Below are 18,790 nucleotides of genomic sequence, written 5' to 3' on the forward strand. Positions count from 1 at the left end.
TTGGCCATGGAAAAGGGTTCCGATTGAATTCCGGAATATAAAACAAGGCAGTTAAAGATAGATGAATATTTCAGTGCTTCTGATTGCGGCGGTCTTTTTTATATCCCTTTTGCTGACCATGGTGGGTTTGGGCGGGGGACTAATTTTTTCCCCTCTCTTTTTGGTTTTGGGCTATGCCAAGGCCCAGGCCGCCTCAGCCTCGCTTTTTCTGAACCTGGTGGCCGCGGCTTCGGCCGCCTATGCCTATTCCCGTAAAAAAATGGTGGATTTCACCCTGGCCATACCCTTGATCGCGGCCTCCAGCCTGGCAGCGCCCTTGGGCTCCTTTATAAACCTGCGCATTGAGCTTAAGCCCTTTCTCATCACCATGGCAGTGGTCATGGCCCTGGCCGGGGTGCGCATGCTTTTCTTTTCCCCCCAAGAAAAGAAAGACGCTCAGATAAAACCCGCCCAAAAGATAATCGGCGGGGTTTTGATCGGCGGCCTGATCGGGCTTATGGGCGGCATGCTCGGCATAGGCGGAGGTGTGTTTGTGGTGCCGCTTTTGATTTATGTGCTCAAAACCCCAACCAAGACTGCGGCGGCTTCTTCCACTTTTATAGTCTGTTTTTCTTCCCTGACCGGTTTTTTAGGTTACACCTCCAGGGAATCCGTTGATTGGTGGTTCATCCTGCCAGCGGCTGTGGCCTGTTTTATAGGCGGCCAGGCCGGGGCCAGGATCATGAGTTCCAGATTAAAGGGCAAGACCATTCGTTTCTTGTTCAGTGTGGTGTTGTTTGTTTTGTGCCTGAAACTTCTGCACCAGGCTTTTTTTACGCTCTAGGAGAGCGACATGAAAAAGTTTGTGTTTAACCGGATGGAGCTGGCCGGTTCTTTGGGTGATTTGGGAACCCTGCTTCCCATTGCCATGGCCATGGTTCTTATAAACGGTTTGAATCCTTTGGGTTTGTTTTTGAGTATTGGCTTGTTTTATGTGCTTTCCGGGATCTATTTCGGGATCACAGTGCCGATCCAGCCCATGAAGGTGATCGGAGCCTATGCCATTGCCACTGCCATGAGCGCGGAGCAGATTCTGGCGTCGTCTTTGATAATGGGCCTTTTTTTGTTGATTATCGGCCTTACCGGGGCCATAGACCTGATCCGAAAGATAACCCCCACTGCGGTGATCCGGGGAGTGCAGCTCTCAACCGGGGCCTTGCTTGTCTCGGGCGGAATAAAATTCATGATCGGCGCCTCCACCTATCAGGTCCTGCAAAAGGCGGTGGAGCCGCATCTGGCCTGGCAGGCATTGGGTCCCCTACCCATTAGCCTGGTCATAGGCGTGTTGGCCGCGGTGGTAACCCTGCTGTTGCTGGATAACACCAAAATACCGGCCGGACTGGTGGTGGTTGTCGGCGGCTTGGCCACAGGTTTGCTTTTGGGGGCCAGGATGGATTTCACAAACCAGGGGCTTGGGTTTTATTTGCCTGCGTTATTGCCCTTTGGTTTTCCCGGCGAAGCGGATTTCACCTTTGCCCTTTTTGCCCTGGTCTTGCCCCAATTGCCCATGACCCTGGGAAACGCAGTGCTGGCCTATACGGATTTATCCAGGGATTATTTTGGGGAGGCCTCAGACAAGCTCACCAATCGAAAGGCCTGCGTGAGCATGGCCCTGGCCAACTTCCTTAGCTTCAGCCTGGGCGGCATGCCCCTTTGTCACGGCGCGGGCGGACTGGCCGCCCATTACCGCTTCGGGGCCCGCAGTGCGGGTTCAAACCTCATGATAGGGGTTTTGTTTACCGGCCTGGCCCTTTTACTCGGCAACAACATCACAGGCCTTTTTAATCTTCTGCCCATGAGTGTGTTGGGGGTGCTTTTGGTCTTTGCCGGTTCCCAGCTTACCTTGACCATCATGGAGCTTAAGACCCGTAAGGATTTTTTTGTGGCCACCTTGATTTTGGGGATCACCCTGGCCGCGAACCTGGCTGCGGGCTTTATAGTGGGCATGATCGTGGCCCAGGTCCTTAAGTGGAAAAAACTATCTGTCTGATCCCCGGGCGCGCTAATCAGCTGCAAGAAAGTTGCTTACCTTGAGCGCACAAAAAGGGTGTGCATGCTGTGGCCAATGCCTCCCTTTTTGTCAAAGGTCTGGGTTGTGGTCTGGCCATAGCCGTGGGTTCCGATAGAGGTCTTGGCGTCCATGCCCAGCCAGGGTCCGATTGGCTCCCGGTAAAAGCCGACCGTCATGTCAACCGGCACGAAAATCCAGTCCCTGCTGTGCAGCTCGGCGCTCACCCCGTTGGCGGAATCCAGTATGAGCACCAGGGCCTCGGCATCGTCTATCTCCTCTCCCTCGATCAAGGGTATTTTGGGTTTGGCCCACACAGCGCCGGGCCCCAGGGTGTCATAGTCGCTTTTGGTGAAACGCCATTCAATCGATTCGGCATAGGGAAAATACAGAACTCCCTGGAAATACATCTGCACCTGCGGGCCCGGCAGCTCGGGAGGGATGTAGCCCTGTGAAATCCTGGGCGAAGCGTCTTCTTCCGCATTCATGCGCCAGGCATGGGCCTTAAGAATTGTTTTGCCCTCTGCCCTGTATTCCGCTTGCAAGAGTTCGATTTTTTTGCCGGAGCGAATTTGCCTGACCCTGATTTCGCAGGGCTTTACAGGGATCGGCCCCAAAAGGTCAATGGTAATCCTGGTGATCCGGTAGTCGCCGCTTGGGTTGAGAAAGGTTCTCAAACAATGGGTCAAGAGGGATGAAGGAGGCCCCCCATGTTGCAACAAGGGCGACCAGGGACCAATGGTGGCTTCGGTTGGATGATATTTCCCTTGACCTGTCCGGCAAAAAAAAGAATCACAAAGATTATAGCTGGGCATGAAAAACCTTTCAGCTTTGGTATGGCCGCAATCAAGGCGCTGGCTCCTGGCGTAAAAAATCTATACCGGAAAAAAACACCGCCCCTATTTGGTTTTAGCAGATTTCCGTCGTTTAGGGGAAGTGGGCCGGAAAGGGAATTGAATTAATCTGGACGGGATGTTTCTCAGCTTTTGGATTGCTTTTGATCTTTGGGCCAAGGCTTATTGAATAGTAAAAGAAGTTTTCAGGCAACTTGGGCCTGGACCGGTTTAGAGGGCTGCTTGTGGATAACCCTCTAAACCGGGTTTTGCGCGATTGACTCTTGATCAGATAATGCCTTTTTCCTCTAAAAAACCTATGAGCCTGCTTGATTCGCCTTCAGCCAAGGTGCCTCCCAGGCTTAAGGCCACTCCAATGCATTCCAGAATTTCTTCCGGGGTGGCCCCCAGGGAGAGGGCTTCTTCGGCTTGATACAAAATGCAGGCCCGGCAACCCTTGATAAGGGCGGCTGTCATGGCCATCAGGCGCTTGGTCTTGCCCTTAAGCGCTCCATCTCCGTAGACCTGCTTGGGCAGGTCCTCATAGGCTTGGGCAATATGCGGCATCAAGGCCCTGTATTTATTTGATTGCTCATGGATCTGGTTTTTAAGTTCAATCTGGCTTTCCAGCATGCTTCCCTCCTTTTGATGCAGAGTTGAGTTGGTCTATTTATGGGAGAATTGTATGTATTTGACAAGTGAATGTTTATGATGGTATCCATTACAAAATTTTATGGATAAGCATATGCATCTTACTCCGGACAACCTGCGCATTTTCATGGCCGCCGCCCAGGCCGGTAATTTCACCCGCGCCGCCAGGCAGATGAACCTCACCCAATCGGCGGTGAGTAATATCATCAAAAGACTGGAAGATGAGCTTGAAAAGCCTCTTTTCCAAAGGGTTTCCAGGGGGGTTGAACTAACTCCCCATGGCGAGGAGTTGTTGGATTACGCAAGGCAGATGCTCAGTCTGCATGATCGGGCGCTGGCTTCCTTGAAAAGGCCCGAGGTCGGCGGGGTGGTTCGCCTGGGTGCGGCTGAAGATTATGCCTCCCAACACCTACCCGTGGTTTTAAGGCATTTTCAGTCTAAATACCCCTTGGTCAGGGTGGATCTTTATTGCGGCCTCTCCGACGAGCTTCTAGGGATGCTTAAAAATAATAAATTGGATATCTGCCTGTGCAACAGTGCTCACGGAGATGAGGGAGGGGAATTTTTGCGCTATGAACCCCTGGCCTGGGCGGCTTCCCGGGATGCCCTGCCGGAAAAGGAATCGCCGTTGCCCCTGGCCCTTTTTCATGAGGGGTGCCTGTTCAGAAAGTGGGCCCTTAAGGCACTGGACGAAAAGGGCATTAGCTATCGCATTGCCTATTCCAGCCCCAGCATTGCCGGGCTGCTCAGTGCTGTCAAGGCAGGCTTCGCCGTGGCTCCCATTGGGGTCAGTTTGTCGTTTCCTGAGCTGCGGGTTCTTGAAAAGGGCGTTTTGCCGGATTTGCCCCGGGCGGTGATCAGCCTGCACCAGGCCCGGGATCAGCAGAGTAAGGCCCTGGAATGTTTAAAGCAATACATAGTCCAGGAATTCAGCTCCCTTAAAAAGGTGGGCGAGCCTGTCTGAAAAGAAAAAAGGCAATTTTCAAGAAGAATATTTAAGGCCAAAGCCCTGCAATAAAAGGGCTCTGGCCTTGCTTAGCGGGTTAAGGCAAAAGAAGTTTTTGTTCAGATTTTTGCCAGAAGTTCCTCATAGGTGGCCAAGCCGGTGGTTTTGGCTGCCAGTTCGGTTATGGGCACAATATCATCCTGTTTGATCTGCTCCAGGCTGAATTTCCTGTTCAAGGCCATGAACATTTTCAATCCCACTGAGACGCGGTTGATAAAGGAGAAAAGGCCGATGGCCCCGCTGGGTATACGGGTTGCCTCCTGACCGTATTCCGCCTTTAAGAGACGCAGGTCGCTGAAGACCTCTTCCAGGCTGTTGCCAAAAGCGGCGTATTCCTTGGGCAGGGTTCCGTTCAAAAGGGCCTTGCCGACCTCGCGCCCCACGGACGCAGCCGCCATGGCCGCCCGGCCAATGGCTATAGTTCCCACAAAGGGAGCGCCCAGGGCCAGGCCCTTGTATATCTGGTCTTCTGTGGCAAAGCCTCCGGCCATGGCAACCGGGGGCAGGGGCTTGCCTGCCTCTTGCATGCGTTTCAGGATCTTACAGACCAGAACCTCCAGGATGACGGTGGGCATGCCCCATTCGTTCATCATCTTGGCCGGGCTGTGGCCTGTGCCGCCGCCCGCCCCGTCCAGGGTGACCAGGTCCACCCCGGCTTCAGAGGCGATCTCTAAAATTGTCGCAATATCATTGGGATCAAAGGGGCCGGTCTTGAAACAGACCCTTTCCGCGCCCAGGTTCCTAAGCTCTTTCACCCGCTTGATCAGGTCTTCCGGGGTCCACATCGGCAGCTTGCCGATTTTTTCGAAGATCGGGCCCTCTCTCCTGGCATGGGCCTCGGCCACTGCCGGGTCGGTGGGGTCGGGAAGCACAATATAGCCCAGGGCCTTGAAACGGAGAGCGTCTTTGATATCCGGCACCAGGCCCATGCCCTGAATGCCCTTGGCGGCCTGGCCGAATTTAAGCTCAACGGATTTCACGCCGAGCTTGTCAATGGCGTATTCCAGCACTCCGTGGTACTCGTCGTCAAAGTTGGCCTGCAAGACAATATCCCCGAAATCACGCTGATATTGCCTGAAACAGGAGACCATTTCAGCCAGGAGCGGAGATTCCACCACCCGGTGGCCGTCTGTGACCAGGCCCTGGTCCTTGGCAATGACATCCTCGCCGATCACCACTGGGATGCCTGCCAGGGCGGCGCCGGCAAAGTATTCTTTCCAGGCCAGTTTGGCCATGGCCGGCAGGATAAAGGGAGCCTTGACCTTTACCGGCTTGGCCAGGCCAAAGGTGGAGCTGATCAGGGCCTTGGGATAGGTGGCCTCATAGGGATCCTCCTGGGTTCCCAGGGCGCCGAAGACCCGGCCGTTTATATTGAAATGGGAGAAATCCAGCGGGTACTTTTTCTCGGATGCAAACTGGTTTATGTCTGCGGCATGGGGCAGGATGGCCTCTGCCCCGCGCAGGGCCGAAAGCCCGATTTCACAGGGGCCAAGGCAGTCGGCTGTGCAAACGGCGCACATGCCGGAGATGTCGGCCGCGTGTTTGGGGCTTCTCATCCGGGTGTTGGTGACAGGGGTGCCAAGAGCGGGAGTATAGCTCATTTTATTTCTCCCTTTTCAGGATTGATTTGTAAGACATGTATACAGGTATGAACTATTCATACTCCATATCCCTATTGTTACCCAGTATTTTTTGGTTTGTTGGCTGAAACGCCGGTTTGTCTTGAGAAATGAATAGCCGGCCAAAAAGCCGGGGAGAGGCTGCTTAAACCTCTCCCCGGCTTGTCGTTCAGCTGAAAGTGGCGACCGGCCGGATACGCGACAGGGCAATGCACAAGGGGAAAAGCGTCTTTTCCCTTGCCGCATTTCAACCTAAACACCTGGGCCTTTATAGGGCTCAAGGATATTACTCACCGCTAGTCCATGATGATCCGCACATCCACTGCGCTCAGGTTTTCCGCCTGGCCCTTGAGCGGATTAATATCCATTTCCTTTATCTGAGGCACATCCCTGGCCAGGAGAGAGACCCTGGTCAGGATATCGGCCAGACGGTTCAAGTCCATGCCCGGTTGGCCCCGATAACCCTTTAGCACCGGCAGGGCCTTGATGGAATTGATCATGGTCAAGGCCTCGTCAGGCACAAGCGGGCTCAGGCCAAAACGCACGTCTTTTAGGGCCTCGGCCAGGACACCGCCCAAGCCAAAAGCAACCAGATGCCCGAATCCGCTTTCTCGGCTGAGTCCCATGATTACTTCAATTCCCTGGACCTGCTCCTGCACCATGACACCTTGGGCATTTTCTATTTTCATCAGGCGCTCAATGGTTTTGCCCGCCGCTTCCCGGCTCACGTTGGTCACCACTCCGCCCAGATCGGTTTTGTGCAAAGGCCCCACCACCTTCATCACCCAGGGTAAGGGAACCGTGCTTTCGGCTTGCTTAAGCTCCTGTTCCGTGGTGATTATCAGCTCCTTGGGAGTTGGTATGCCTGCGGCCATGAGCACCTGACGGAGCTTGTCCGGAGAAACCACTCCGGTCGCGCCATTTAAAATTTGGGCAACCTTTGCCTTGTCATAATCGACCGGGTCTGGCTTGGGCGGGTGAATTTTCGGCCGGTTTGCCATGCGCCCCACTGCCCTGGCCATGGAGACCTCGTCTTCAAAATGGCATTTGCCTTTTGCCCGGTATTTTTTAAGGGCCTCACCAGAGGATATGGAGGTGGAAAAGGAGGCGAACACAGGCAGGTCCAGGGTTTCCATGCTCTTTAGGATCGCCTCATAAACCGGCCAGTTGTCCCGGAATCCGGGGTCGCCGACCTGGATCAGGATGTAATCCAGGTTCCCTGCTTCCATTTCCGCGATGATCTTCATGGTTTCTGCTATCTGTGAAGGGGTGCGGGTGGGAAGAAGGTCCACCGGGTTTTTCACCCCGGCTCCCGGCGGCAGCAGTTCTGCCAACTTGGCCTGGGTCTCGGGTTTAAATAAGGGTGTTTTGATGCCCTGGCGGTTAAGCTCGTCTGTGGTCATCACCCCCGGGCCGCCTGCGTCTGTCACCACACAGGCCCTTTTACCGTTGAATTTTCCCTTGGCCATGACCAGGGCCGAGGCCAAATCCACCATCTCCAGCTTGCTTGAGGCCCTTATGATTCCCGCCTTGTCGAAAAGCGCTTGCACTGCGGTGTCTGTGACTGCCATGGCCCCAGTGTGCGAAGCCGCCGCCCGTTCGCCGTCTTCTGTCACTCCTGATTTTATGGCTGCGATGACACAGCCTTTTTGGGCCAGGCTGCGGGCGTGATTTAAAAGTTTTTCAGCGGAGGAGATCTTTTCCATATAGAGCAGGATATGCTTGGGACTTTGGGGCGTGTGGTCCTGGTCCAAGAGGGCCAGTACATCGTCCACACCGGTTTGGGCCGAGTTGCCCACCGTGAAAAAGCTGTTAAAGAAAAGTCCCCGGCTCACCGCCTGCTCGGAGAGGATATCCACCGTGGCCCCGGAACCGCTGATAAAGTCCAGGCCGTCCGGCTTCATTTCAGGCAGCAGACCCGCGAACTTGCCTGCATGGACAGGGCTCATGACCCCCAGGCAGTTGGGCCCCAGGATGACCATGCCGTATTGGTCCGCTATCTCGGCCAGGCGCTTTTCCTCTTGCCGCCCCTTTTCGTTGATCTCCCCAAAACCGGCGCTTAATATGATCACCCGTTTGACCCCCATGGAGCCCAGCTCGGCAAGGGTGTCGCCCACCAAAGGCGCGGGAATGGCGATATAGACCAGGTCCGGAGTGCGAGGCAGCTCGGCCAGGGAGGCAAAGGCCTTTTTACCCTGCACTGTTTGTGCTTTGGGGTTCAGTAAAAAAAGCGCTCCCTCATAACCCTTGCTGATGAGATTCTCTACAATTTTTCCGCCAGGCTTCATGGTGTTTTCGCTGGCCCCCACCACAGCGATGCTGGCCGGTTCCAGGAATCCTTTGAGAATGTTTTGCATGGTCCCCTGAGATCTCCCTTTTGGCTGACTCGGCAACTAAAACTGACCGGACAACCAGACAACAACCCCCACCAGAAGCGATGCGCCAATGCCCAGGGGTATGGTTATGCGCAGTATTTCGCCCTCGCGCCCCATGGCCCCCACCATGGGGGAGGCCAAGGCGATTTTAAAGGGCGAGGAAATAGAGCCAAGGGCGCTTCCCACGGCCAGGGCGGCAGCCAAAATAGTGGGGGAAACACCCAGAAGTTGGGCTGATTGCACCTGTAACTGGCCGAACAGCATTAAAGAGGCCACCCCATAACCGGTTAAAAAGGTTCCCACCCAACCGAGAAACGGCACAAAGAGCGGATAATAATCCCCGGTTGCCCCGATCAGTCCGTGAGAAATGATAAAGGGGATGTTGTGGGCCTGATTCAGGCTCTCAAAGCCTGGTAAATAACCGGAATAGCTGATCACTTGCCCCATGGCCCCGAACAGGCCCATGGCCAGGCAGGCCCGCCAACCCTTGGACAAGGTGACTTTTAAGATTGCCCTTAACTTGCCCTTCCTGATTCCTTGTAGCCTGATTGCCAGCAAACAAGCCAGAAAAATATAAAGATAGGCGGAAAATAAAGGCCTGAAGGTTATTGAGTGGACCGGTATGAGGTTAACTTTAAGGGAGAGTTTGGCAAAGGTGAGCTCCCTCAAGAAAGGTATGGAGTTAACTGAAAAAAGGCAGAGGATCAGAAACGCAAAGGGCGCCAGGTCCTTCAATATGGATAAGTCCATCTGTAGTCTGCCTGAACCCATAATAATCAGAAATAAAATCACCACCAGTCCAGCCAGGGTGCCTGAAACGGCGACACCCAGCCACTGCACCGCAGCCAGGGCGGATAAGCCCAGTAAAAGCCCCATTCCCAGGGAAAGGATCCACACCTTGGTTCGGGCTCCCCCAGTGGGCAGGAATATGGGTGCTGAAAGGGCCATGAACAACACCGCCGGGATGGAGATCCAGGCTGTGGCCAGGCCCAGGTCATGGACCGGTAGACCGGTGACCAGGGAAAGGATGATAATCACGATCCCGGCCATCTCCAGGGTCATCAGCCCTGCATAGCCGATAATGGAGAGGGCTGCCGAACCCAGGGGTGAGACCCCGGCTGCCCGCAACATCGGCGCCACCACGGGTTCCGCTATCACCCCGGTTCCTTCCATGAAGTTCCCCACCCCGAAAGTGATGAGAAGGTTGCGGTTCAAGGCGTTGCCTGCTCCCTTTTTGAACCATTGGACAATACGCACAAGCGAGCCGGTGTCTGTCAAAATGTTGGAGAGTAATATGCCGCTTAAGATCACCAACAGAAGGGGCAGAGTGGTGAAAACGCCGTCCAGGGCAGCCCAGAAGGCAACTTCCAGGGAGGTGTTGAAAAATAAAAACAAAAGAACAAGAGAAAATAAAAGGCCGTATACGGCCAGCTCCAGGGCGGAGCGGCGTAAGAAGACCGCCAGCAAAGTCAGGAAAACAACCGGTGTCCAGCTAAGTATAAAGACCTCCATGGTTGCCCCTTTCCGCTCCGGTAGACTTAATTTCAGAGTTGTGGCGTGCTTTAGCCGACATGGTCATTGGCGGAGGATGCGCAAGGTGCGGCTATTTACTTAACATGTTATTAAATAGCATGTTAAGTAATAACGTGTCAAATGGATTGGAGGCTGGTAAAGTGGTGAACAAGGCTCTTGATGCCGGTTCGGAACAGGGGAGGGGCAATGCAGGCAGACAGGCAAAACGACATCATGACGAACGAACGGGTAATGATGGCGATTGTCCGGGCCTCTGAACTTTTTAAACGGAAATCCTCTGCTATTTTTGCCAAGCATCACCTTTCTTTTTCGCAATACAATGTGTTGCGTTTGCTTGATGGCTGCCCGGACAGCAAAAGCTCCATCACGGAGATAGCGGAGAAACTGCTGGTCTCCTCACCCAATCTTTCAGGCATTGCCAAGCGCCTGGAAAAGGCCGGGTTTGTGAGCAGAACCAGGGACAAGGCAGACGAGCGCAAGACCATCCTGACCCTGGAGCAGGGAGGGCGGCAAGTGCTGGCCAGGGTTGAGGCGCTTCAACGGGAAAATATCCGGGTGCTGCTGGCCGACTGGCCCGAGCGGCAAAAAGATGCCTTTCTGAGCCTGTTAAAGGATATGCTGCAAAAAGGCTGACTCCGGCAGATATCGTTTCCAGATGGTTATTTCAGACCCCCGGTTTAAACAAGAGCTGGGCAATCATAAGATCCCCCACCAATAAGGGTTCTTTGGGCCTCTTTCCAAGTGTGGCCAGGATTTCCTTTTTCATTTTAGTGTTAATGGTGGTTTGGTAATAATCAGCCAGCCAGGCCCAGAGGTTTGAGAGGTCATCAAAAATCCATTGAGCCTTAAAGATCGTTGAGTGCTTCAGAAAAAGGCCGCTTCGGCCTATGGCTTTTTGGGCTGCGTGTTTTTTATGGGCCTCCGCGTCAACCACTTCGCAGATTTTTTCAATCTCCCCCTCTGGTACAGGCTCCAAGACCAGAATCGCGCCCTGATCCTTGATCACCCTTTCAGCCTGGGTCAGGGCCTTGACGCTGTCTTGGTGATGTAGGGAAAGGGTGAAGATCACCAGGTCAAAATGCCGGTCCTGAAACTTCAACTCCTCACCGCTGCCGACCTGGAAATCAACCCCCAAAACCGCCTGCCTGGCCCTCTCCAGGCAGGCATCATCCGGATCAACGGCTGTCAGGCTTTTTACCTCTTTTGCCAATAAAGAGGTGATGCGCCCGTCTCCACAGCCTATTTCAAGCACCGTTTTATTCTTGAGGTTCGCCAGCTCCCGTATCTGGTGGAATATCATGAGGTCGCTGTTTTCACGCATATTTTTTCACTCCAATTTAAAACCGTTCTGAAGTGGAGAAGAGGACCAGTTTAAAGTTCTGCCGCGCGGCCTGCCTTGGAAACTTTGCTTGATGCCTTGTGGAATACCACAGTAGCCAAAGCATGGATATACTAAACCCCGCCGGCGACAAAAAGAGACCCGGGATGTGACCCAAGCCAGGGCTTTTCCACTTGGCTTCAACCGTTGCAGAGCCTTTAAATGAGCTGTAATCGTCGGCTGTACTTTGCACAGACGGCTGGAGTATTATTGGTCAGGCATATTAGATCGAATTAGTATGCTCAAGGGGTGCGCTTTTATGACCTCCGGCAGGTCAGGCGCAGGTCTTTGTTCTTGCTGAGTGTGAATGGTTCTTTTTAAATGATCCGCTTAAGATAACTAACCTGTAATTCCCGGTTTTCCGGCAAAAGGTTTTGACTAGCCGGGCCCAGGGGAAAGGGGAAAGTGAATTGGCCAGGGAATATAAGATGTATATTGACGGGGAATGGACCGATGCCCTTGACCACGGGACCTATGAGGACATGGACCCCTTTGGCGGCGAGCCCTTTGCCCGGGTTGCGGCCGGGCAAAGAACAGATGCCAAACGGGCTGTTGATGCGGCGGCCGCTGCTTTTGACTCATGGTCCGAGACCCTTCCCGCAGAGCGTCAAGCCCTTTTTTTGAGGGCCGCCGAGATTTTAGAGAAAAAGCAAAGTGATCTGGTTGAGGTGCTTTCCAGGGAGACGGGTTGCACCTTTGGCTTTGCCATGTTCCAGACCAGTTTCACCCCCGGTCTTTTGCGCGAGGCCGCGGCCCAGGTGCATCAGCCTCAAGGGGAGATCATACCTTCGGACCTGCCCGGCTCCTTTAACATGGCCATTCGCCAGCCGGTGGGGGTGGTGGCCGGCATCGCCCCCTGGAACGCGCCTCTTATTCTATCCCTCAGGTCTGTCTGCATGCCCATGGCCTATGGCAACACAGTGGTGCTGAAACCCTCTACCGAGTCTGCCGTGGCCGGGGGAATCGCCTTGGCAGAGGTGTTTCACGAGGCTGGTTTTCCCAAGGGCGTTTTTAACTTGGTAATCAATGCTCCGGGCCAAAGCGGCGCTCTGGGCGATGAGTTCATTGAGAATAAAAAGGTCAGGCGGATCAATTTCACCGGTTCCAGCCAGGTGGGCCGCAGCCTGGCGGAAAAGGCTGGCAAGCATCTTAAAAGGGTTGCTCTTGAGCTTGGCGGACAGAACCCCATGCTGGTCTTGGATGACGCGGACCTGGAGGCGGCGGTAAACGCCGCCGCTTTTGGCGCTTTTCTGCATCAGGGCCAGATTTGCATGTCCACCAGAAGAGTGATCATTCATCCCAAGGTTTCTCAAAGATTCATGGAGAAACTGCTTAAAAAGGTTTCCGGCTTCAAGGTCGGCGACCCCAAGGAGCCGGATACCATCATCGGGCCTTTGATCAATAAAGAACAGCTTATAAGGGTGGATGCCGGGGTGCAGCTGGCCATAGCCGATGGCGGGGAGCTGCTTTGCGGGGGCAAGCCCCAGGGGCCCTGCTATCAGCCAACCATTGTCACCAATGTAAACCCGGATTCCGATTTTGCCTGGGAAGAGACCTTTGGCCCGGTGCTTTCCATTATAGAGGCGGTGGATGACGACTCTGCGGTGGCCATGGCCAATGCCACTGACTATGGCCTTACCGCCTCGATTTTCACCGGGGATCTGCAAAGGGGGCTTCGCCTGGCAAAAAGAATAGAATCCGGGATTGTGCATATCAATGACCAGACCGTGCATGACGAACCCCAGATGCCCTTTGGCGGCATGAAAGATAGCGGGTGGGGCCGCTTTGGCGGCAAAGCCGCTTTGGAGGAGTTCACCGAGCTGAGATGGGTAAGCGCCCAGTTGACGCCTCGCGAGTATCCCTTCTGATTGTTGTTTGAAATATGTCTCAAAGCGCGCCCGGACCAAAGGGCGCGCTTTTTAAAGGCTTTGCTACTTACAGTTATCAAAAGAAGCAATTTGGTTGCTTTTATTAATAAGACCTTATTTATATTGATTAAATTGGCTTGCTGGCCTTACCTCTCCCCCCCGCGCCTGGCTTGACATGGTTTTCCGCATGGTGTACAAGCGATCACATCGGTGGTAAGAAACCTCCCTTTTTTTAGATAGCATTCCAATAATAACCCCCAAAATTTAAGCCAAGAAGGTTCCTTTTGCGGACAGGCATAGCTGTGCCCTGTCCTTGGGAGAATTTTTATGCCGAAGAGCAAGTTGAAGTTCTGTTCGGGTTTTCTGTTGTTCTGTCTCTGTGTCACTGCAAACGCCTGGGCCACCGAGAAAATGCCTCCTGTGGAGGTCAGGGCCAAGATGAGCACGGTTGAGGCCCTTTCCTCTCCGGTGAGCAGTGTGATAAAACCGGATGATCAAATTCCCGCAGGCCAGATAAATGATCTCACCGATCTTTTGAGCTTGACCAATTCCATTTACATCCAAGACTCGACCTATGGCAGGCAGCTATTTTTAAGGGGCCTGGGCGATCAGGATATGCGGGTCCTCATAGACGGCATGCCCTTGGGCCAGATGGGTAAATACTATGCCCGCTCTTTGGTCTGGGAAGCCATTCCCCTCGAGAACATAGAACGCATAGAGGTGATAAGGGGTGCGGGCTCGGTGGAATACGGCAACACCCTGGTGGGCACCATAAACATCATCACCAGGCAGGGCCAAAAAGAGACTGAGAGCAAGGTTTCCCTTAATTACGGAACCTTTAATGACTTCAAGGCCAAGGCTCTTAATTCGGGTTCCGTGGGCAAGGTCAACTGGGCCGTGAGCGCCGCCACGCGCACCCGGGATGAATACCTGAAAAATAATGACGTTGAAAAAATGAGCGCCAGCGGGTCCGTGGGGGTGGATCTGGGCTCGGCCGGGCATCTTCAGATTACCGGTTTCGCCCTGAAACGCGAAGAAGGTCTTGCCCTGGATGACAGGATCAACTGGAGTGTATGGAGTGACGCCCGAGACTATATAGAAGGCAGCAAGGTTAAACAGGACACCAATACCATATTGGCGGCCTATACCTCTGACTGGTTTGACCTCGGCATCTCCTACATGCAGCACAAGCGGGATGATGACTACCGCCAGGAGACCTGGCAGGTGGGGGACACCTATGACTACACCCTGGATTTCAAGGCCCCGGCCGTAAAGGCTAAACTGCACCATAAATTCGGCGCGCACAGCCTGAAACTCGGCGGGGAATACTCAAAGAGCGACGGCGACGCGGACTGGACCTATTATGGCCAGGAGAGCGGAGCCATAGAGTTTGACCAGGACCTGGCAGGGGCCTTTGTCGAGGATTCCTGGCAGATTCTGCCCAAACTGAACCTCACCTTTGGCCTTCGTTACGATTATTTCAAGAACAAGGTTCAGTCTGTCAATGAAAACCCCGAGACCCAAGCCGAGCTGGATGACGACCAGATTTCTCCCAGGGGAAGCCTGACCTATGACCTTCCCAGCGGGTTCCAGGCCTTTGCCTTTGCCGGTCAGGTCTATAAAGCCCCGGCCATGGCAGACATGTACCGCTGGTCCGGCTCCCACACCTTGAAGTCCTTTGCCGGAAGGGCCGTTTTGAGGGCTTATTACGGCTTGAAACAGCCTGCCGGAGCTCCGGCTTTCTTGATCCCTCCCCAATACATAGAGGGATGGAAGAGCCTCATAGGCCAGATGAAGCCGGTCAAGGGCTGGGACTACGAGCTGGGCGTCAGGCAGTCCGGCGAAAATCATGCTTTTCAGGTCAACCTGTTTTATCAGGATCTTAAGGATTACATAACCATTTACCCCGTGTCCTATCCTCCCACTTACAATGTGGATAAGGTGCGTATCTGGGGTGTTGAGTTGAGCGGGGTGTACACCTTTAATCAGTTCCTGGAGGTGGAGACCAACTACACCTTTACCAAGAATAAAAAAGAGGGTGACGAGATTATTGAAAAGCTCTATGCCACTGACGAACTTTTCAATGCGCCTGAGCATCTCTTGAACCTCACTCTGCGCAGCAGGCCGCTTGAGGGGTTGCTTTTGGAGTGGCAGTCCCAGTTCGTGTCCAGCCGTTTTGCCGGGGGCGCTCCGGCTGTGCCGCCTCAGGTGGCTGCCATGAACTCCAAATACGAGCCCATGTATGACCTGGACCCCTATTGGCTGCACAATGTGAGGGGATCCTACACCATGTCTTTTCCAAAGACCGATGTAACCTTTAGCCTGGCAGTGGAGAACTTGTTTAATGAAGAGTGTTATGTAAGGCTGGATTACCCCCTGCCCGGCACTCTGGTTTATGGTGGGGTGAGCTTTACTTTCTAATTTAAAAACGTTCCTGAAGGCAAGCGCCGTGGAGTGGATTATGCAGGACAATACGCAGGCAAGCGCCAATACCGAAACTTTGAGCCCTTTGACAATTACGCCGGTGGGTTGGGTGGAAAGCCCGCTCACAGCTCCAAGCTTAAAGGGAAGCAAAGACGGTATTGCCCACCGAGACGGCAAAATGCCCGAGATCACTGAAGCCGAGGTTGAAAGCAGGATCGTGCTTGATCCGGCTTACACCGGCCTTATTGAGGGTATAGAGGAGTTTTCCCATGCCCTGGTTATCTACTGGCCCCATCTTCTACCGGCCGAAGGCCGCCGGGCGGTCAAGGTGCATCCAGCCGGATTCAAGGACCTGCCCTTGGTCGGCGTGTTCGCCACTTGCAGCCCGGCCCGGCCCAATCCCCTTTTGGTGACGGTGGTCAAGGTGCTTTCCCGCGAGGATAATGTGCTGAATGTGTTTGGTCTGGAAGCGGTTGATAAAAGCCCGATTTTGGATATCAAGCCCTACAGCAAATATTACTTGAGCAGAGAAGACGTCACCATCGCCCCCTGGATGAAGGCCCTGGAAGATAAGTTCAGAGACTGATGTTTTTGCCGAACCCGGCCGACCCTTATAAGTTCTGAGGTCGGCCGGGTTCGGTTTTTATTTAAAAACCCAGGTCCTGATTGATCAGAACCACCTTGATCCTGCCCTTGGGCAGGCATTTTTCAATAATGGTCCAGGCGCTGCAGATGCGGTCCGGGCTGCTGCAGTCCATACAGCGGCCGGTCTTTACACAAGGAGTCTTGCGGGCCAGGCGCATGGCATTGGTGGGGGCGGTGTAATCCTTTATACGCTGCTCCGCAGCCTCGAGATCGGGAACGATCTTGTTCCTGCCCACCGGGATGATCACATGTTTGGGGCCGAACATCATGGCCGCCACCCGGTTGCCAAAGGCGTCTAAGTTGACCAGCCTGCCGTCTGCGGTAAGGGCGTTGGTGCCGGTGAAGAAAAGGTCGGACAACAGGCCCTGACGCCTCATCTCGAATTTTTTTTCATCTGAGTGGTCTTTGTCAAAGGGGTCATATTTAGTGACTTCAACCTGGTCCAGAAGCGAATCAAAACCCAGGGCGTCCACTGTCAGGGAGCCTCCCCGACCCACACTTTTGAACTCCAGGCCGGGAAGAATTTCATCTTTGATAACGGCCTTGGCCTGGGCCAGATCTTCTGCGATATACACTTCAAAGTTGTTTTCCAGGAGGGCTTCTTTGGTGTCGTGCAAACGGATTTTCCAGAAATTGGCGATAGGGTCGGACATTTTTATCTCCTTGGTGTCATGTGACTTTTTAAATTATAGCTATTGTTTTACCCTAAAAACTAATTTGCGCCGGGGAAAGCGCCCATCTGCGGTTTGATGGCTTTAGCCAACCAGTCAATGGTCAGCCCCAGGTTTTCCATGTTGGCCAGGCCTTCGGCGTCTTCCTTGACTTCCCCTTTTTCCCGGCCCAGGCCCATGTTCCAATAGATGGAGCCGGGTATGATCATTTGGTTCATCAAAAACATATGGTTTATGGTGTCAAAGACATGAATGGAGCCCGCCCGGCGCTGAGCGGCCACAGCTGCTCCTATTTTACCTTTAAAAAGCCTGCCATTTGCCAGGGCCACCAGTCCTGAACGATCTAAAAGAGCCTTCATCTCCGCGCTCACATCGGTGAAATAGGTTGGTGATCCCAGGATAAGAGCGTCAGCCGATATCATTTTTCCCATTATTTCGTTGAAGATGTCTTTCTTTACTGCGCATTTTTGATCCAGGTTTTCCGCGCACTTGCGGCAGGCAAGACAGCCCTGGATTTTTTTGCCTCCTATCTGCACTAACTCCGTCTCCCAACCTGCCCGGTTTAATGGCTCCAGAGCTTTTTCCAAAAGGATCTGGGTATTGCCGCCTTTTCTGGGACTGCCGTTTATGGCTAACGCTCGCATGGGATTTACTCCTTAAAAATAATTTAGCAGGTCTGCCTGGTTGGTTTTTTGGTTTGTTTGAATTCTGCCTAAGGTTCAGACATAATACAAATAATGTAAATATCAGTTTAACATTAAAATATTTATAGATGGGCGGCATGATAAACCTGGAATGGCTTCGCACCTTTAAAACTATCTATGAGACAGGCAGCATGACCCATGCCGCCCGATTACTTTTTATTTCCCAGCCCGGGGTGAGCCTGCACTTGAAATCACTGGAAGAGCATGTGGGATATAAACTTTTTCAACGCATGCATCGCAGGCTTAAGCCCACGGAACGGGCCAAGCTGCTTTACAACGCAGTTTCAGACGCCCTTGGATCTCTGGAAGAGGTGGAAAAGAATTTTCAAAGCTGTGCTCAAAAAGATCTGCCCTCACTCACCATTGGCATGTGTTACGAGACCTTTCAGGAGACTTTGGAAAAACACCTCCCTCATCTGCCCTTTAACCTGATTCTGGAGTTTGGCGAGTACCAGGGGCTTTTGCAGAAGCTCAGCCAGGGGGTGGTTGATCTGGTGGTGACCCACCACAGGCTGGAGAATAAGGATATTTTGTATGAGCCTGTTTCCATGGAAATCATTGTCCTTTTGGCAGGCAAGGGAACAGATGAGAGCGGTTTTAAAAAGGCGCTTTCAGAAAATGACAATGCCGGCCTGTTGTCCTGGCTAAAGGCCCAAAAATGGTACGGCATCACAGGGGATAACGAGCATCTCAGAAGGTTCTGGCAGCAAAACTTCAATGGGCTGCCGGATTTCAGGCCCAATTTTATTGTGCCGAATATCCACTCTATTGTGCGCTCCCTGGCCGCCGGACCGGGGTTGGGGGTGGCCCCTGATTTTTTGTGCCAAAGGGCCTTGGCCGAAAAAAAAGTAAAAATCCTCTGGAAAGGGTTTAAACCCTTAAATAATTATCTTTATCTCGCCAAACCTAAAAAACCTTTTTACCCCACGCAGATGGGCGAGATTGAGAAAATTTTAAAAAAGGAACTGCCTTCGTTGCCCGCCTGAGGCATTTAAAGAGGCAGCTCTTTAGCCCGTATGCGATCAAACAGCCTTTT

General features: G+C 53.3%; 17 protein-coding genes. 9 read left to right on the forward strand and 8 right to left on the reverse strand.

What is annotated here, in order from left to right; all coding sequences use genetic code 11:
• Positions 1–61: 61 nt before the first annotated feature.
• Entirely contained in the window at positions 62–823 is a 762-nt protein-coding gene (locus tag X474_RS03515; protein WP_044346787.1) for a sulfite exporter TauE/SafE family protein, read from the forward strand.
• Between the two features lie 9 nt (positions 824–832).
• A complete protein-coding gene (locus X474_RS03520) occupies positions 833–2,029 on the forward strand; it encodes a putative sulfate/molybdate transporter (RefSeq protein WP_044346789.1) in 1,197 nt (398 codons plus the stop codon).
• A gap of 35 nt (positions 2,030–2,064) precedes the next feature.
• On the opposite strand, the gene X474_RS03525 is transcribed toward X474_RS03520, so the two are convergent.
• The gene (locus X474_RS03525) at positions 2,065–2,736 is read right to left on the reverse strand and encodes a thioesterase family protein (protein ID WP_231688281.1); all 672 of its coding nucleotides are present in this window, start codon (positions 2,734–2,736) and stop codon (positions 2,065–2,067) included.
• Positions 2,737–2,757: 21 nt separating this feature from the next.
• Here X474_RS03525 and X474_RS26425 point away from each other — a divergent pair, with 21 nt between their 5' ends.
• Positions 2,758–3,009: a hypothetical protein gene (locus tag X474_RS26425; protein WP_197281966.1), complete on the forward strand. Its 252-nt coding sequence runs from the start codon at positions 2,758–2,760 to the stop codon at positions 3,007–3,009.
• A gap of 159 nt (positions 3,010–3,168) precedes the next feature.
• Here the strand turns inward: X474_RS26425 and X474_RS03530 are convergent, their stop codons facing one another.
• Entirely contained in the window at positions 3,169–3,513 is a 345-nt protein-coding gene (locus tag X474_RS03530) for a carboxymuconolactone decarboxylase family protein (RefSeq protein WP_044346792.1), read from the reverse strand.
• 112 nt (positions 3,514–3,625) lie between these two features.
• On the opposite strand from X474_RS03530, the gene X474_RS03535 reads away from it, so the two are divergent.
• Positions 3,626–4,495 carry a LysR substrate-binding domain-containing protein gene (locus X474_RS03535; RefSeq protein WP_052514814.1) on the forward strand — a complete coding sequence of 290 codons (870 nt, stop codon included), beginning with the start codon at positions 3,626–3,628 and terminating at the stop codon, positions 4,493–4,495.
• A gap of 101 nt (positions 4,496–4,596) precedes the next feature.
• On the opposite strand, the gene X474_RS03540 is transcribed toward X474_RS03535, so the two are convergent.
• The 3 genes from X474_RS03540 to X474_RS03555 form a co-directional block, all read right to left on the reverse strand.
• Positions 4,597–6,138: a glutamate synthase-related protein gene (locus tag X474_RS03540; RefSeq protein ID WP_044346794.1), complete on the reverse strand. Its 1,542-nt coding sequence runs from the start codon at positions 6,136–6,138 to the stop codon at positions 4,597–4,599.
• 314 nt (positions 6,139–6,452) lie between these two features.
• Positions 6,453–8,513: an acetate--CoA ligase family protein gene (locus tag X474_RS03550; protein ID WP_044346797.1), complete on the reverse strand. Its 2,061-nt coding sequence runs from the start codon at positions 8,511–8,513 to the stop codon at positions 6,453–6,455.
• A 36-nt stretch (positions 8,514–8,549) separates the two neighbouring features.
• The gene (locus tag X474_RS03555; RefSeq protein ID WP_044346799.1) at positions 8,550–10,043 is read right to left on the reverse strand and encodes an L-lactate permease; all 1,494 of its coding nucleotides are present in this window, start codon (positions 10,041–10,043) and stop codon (positions 8,550–8,552) included.
• A gap of 207 nt (positions 10,044–10,250) precedes the next feature.
• On the opposite strand from X474_RS03555, the gene X474_RS03560 reads away from it, so the two are divergent.
• Complete coding sequence (locus X474_RS03560) at positions 10,251–10,697, forward strand: MarR family winged helix-turn-helix transcriptional regulator (protein ID WP_044346801.1); 447 nt, start codon at positions 10,251–10,253, stop codon at positions 10,695–10,697.
• Between the two features lie 31 nt (positions 10,698–10,728).
• Here the strand turns inward: X474_RS03560 and X474_RS03565 are convergent, their stop codons facing one another.
• Complete coding sequence (locus X474_RS03565; RefSeq protein WP_052514815.1) at positions 10,729–11,385, reverse strand: class I SAM-dependent methyltransferase; 657 nt, start codon at positions 11,383–11,385, stop codon at positions 10,729–10,731.
• Between the two features lie 467 nt (positions 11,386–11,852).
• Between X474_RS03565 and X474_RS03570 the strand changes: the two genes are divergently transcribed.
• The 3 genes from X474_RS03570 to X474_RS03580 all read left to right on the forward strand — a co-directional run bounded on the left by X474_RS03570 (position 11,853) and on the right by X474_RS03580 (position 16,320).
• Positions 11,853–13,310, forward strand: a complete 1,458-nt coding sequence (locus X474_RS03570) for an aldehyde dehydrogenase family protein (RefSeq protein ID WP_197281956.1) — start codon at positions 11,853–11,855, stop codon at positions 13,308–13,310.
• A 327-nt stretch (positions 13,311–13,637) separates the two neighbouring features.
• Positions 13,638–15,731, forward strand: a complete 2,094-nt coding sequence (locus X474_RS03575) for a TonB-dependent receptor (protein WP_044346802.1) — start codon at positions 13,638–13,640, stop codon at positions 15,729–15,731.
• 40 nt (positions 15,732–15,771) lie between these two features.
• Positions 15,772–16,320 carry an SAM-dependent methyltransferase gene (locus X474_RS03580; protein ID WP_044346803.1) on the forward strand — a complete coding sequence of 183 codons (549 nt, stop codon included), beginning with the start codon at positions 15,772–15,774 and terminating at the stop codon, positions 16,318–16,320.
• A 61-nt stretch (positions 16,321–16,381) separates the two neighbouring features.
• On the opposite strand, the gene X474_RS03585 is transcribed toward X474_RS03580, so the two are convergent.
• Positions 16,382–17,032 (reverse strand): lactate utilization protein, encoded by a 651-nt coding sequence (locus X474_RS03585; protein WP_044346804.1) that lies wholly within the window; start codon positions 17,030–17,032, stop codon positions 16,382–16,384.
• A 59-nt stretch (positions 17,033–17,091) separates the two neighbouring features.
• Positions 17,092–17,694, reverse strand: coding sequence for a flavodoxin family protein (locus X474_RS03590; RefSeq protein WP_044346805.1), 603 nt, complete (start codon positions 17,692–17,694; stop codon positions 17,092–17,094).
• 137 nt (positions 17,695–17,831) lie between these two features.
• On the opposite strand from X474_RS03590, the gene X474_RS03595 reads away from it, so the two are divergent.
• The gene (locus X474_RS03595; RefSeq protein ID WP_044346806.1) at positions 17,832–18,740 is read left to right on the forward strand and encodes a LysR family transcriptional regulator; all 909 of its coding nucleotides are present in this window, start codon (positions 17,832–17,834) and stop codon (positions 18,738–18,740) included.
• Positions 18,741–18,790: the final 50 nt, after the last annotated feature.

Source organism: Dethiosulfatarculus sandiegensis, from assembly GCF_000931935.2.
GTDB classification, from domain to species: Bacteria; Desulfobacterota; Desulfarculia; order Desulfarculales; family Desulfarculaceae; genus Dethiosulfatarculus; species Dethiosulfatarculus sandiegensis.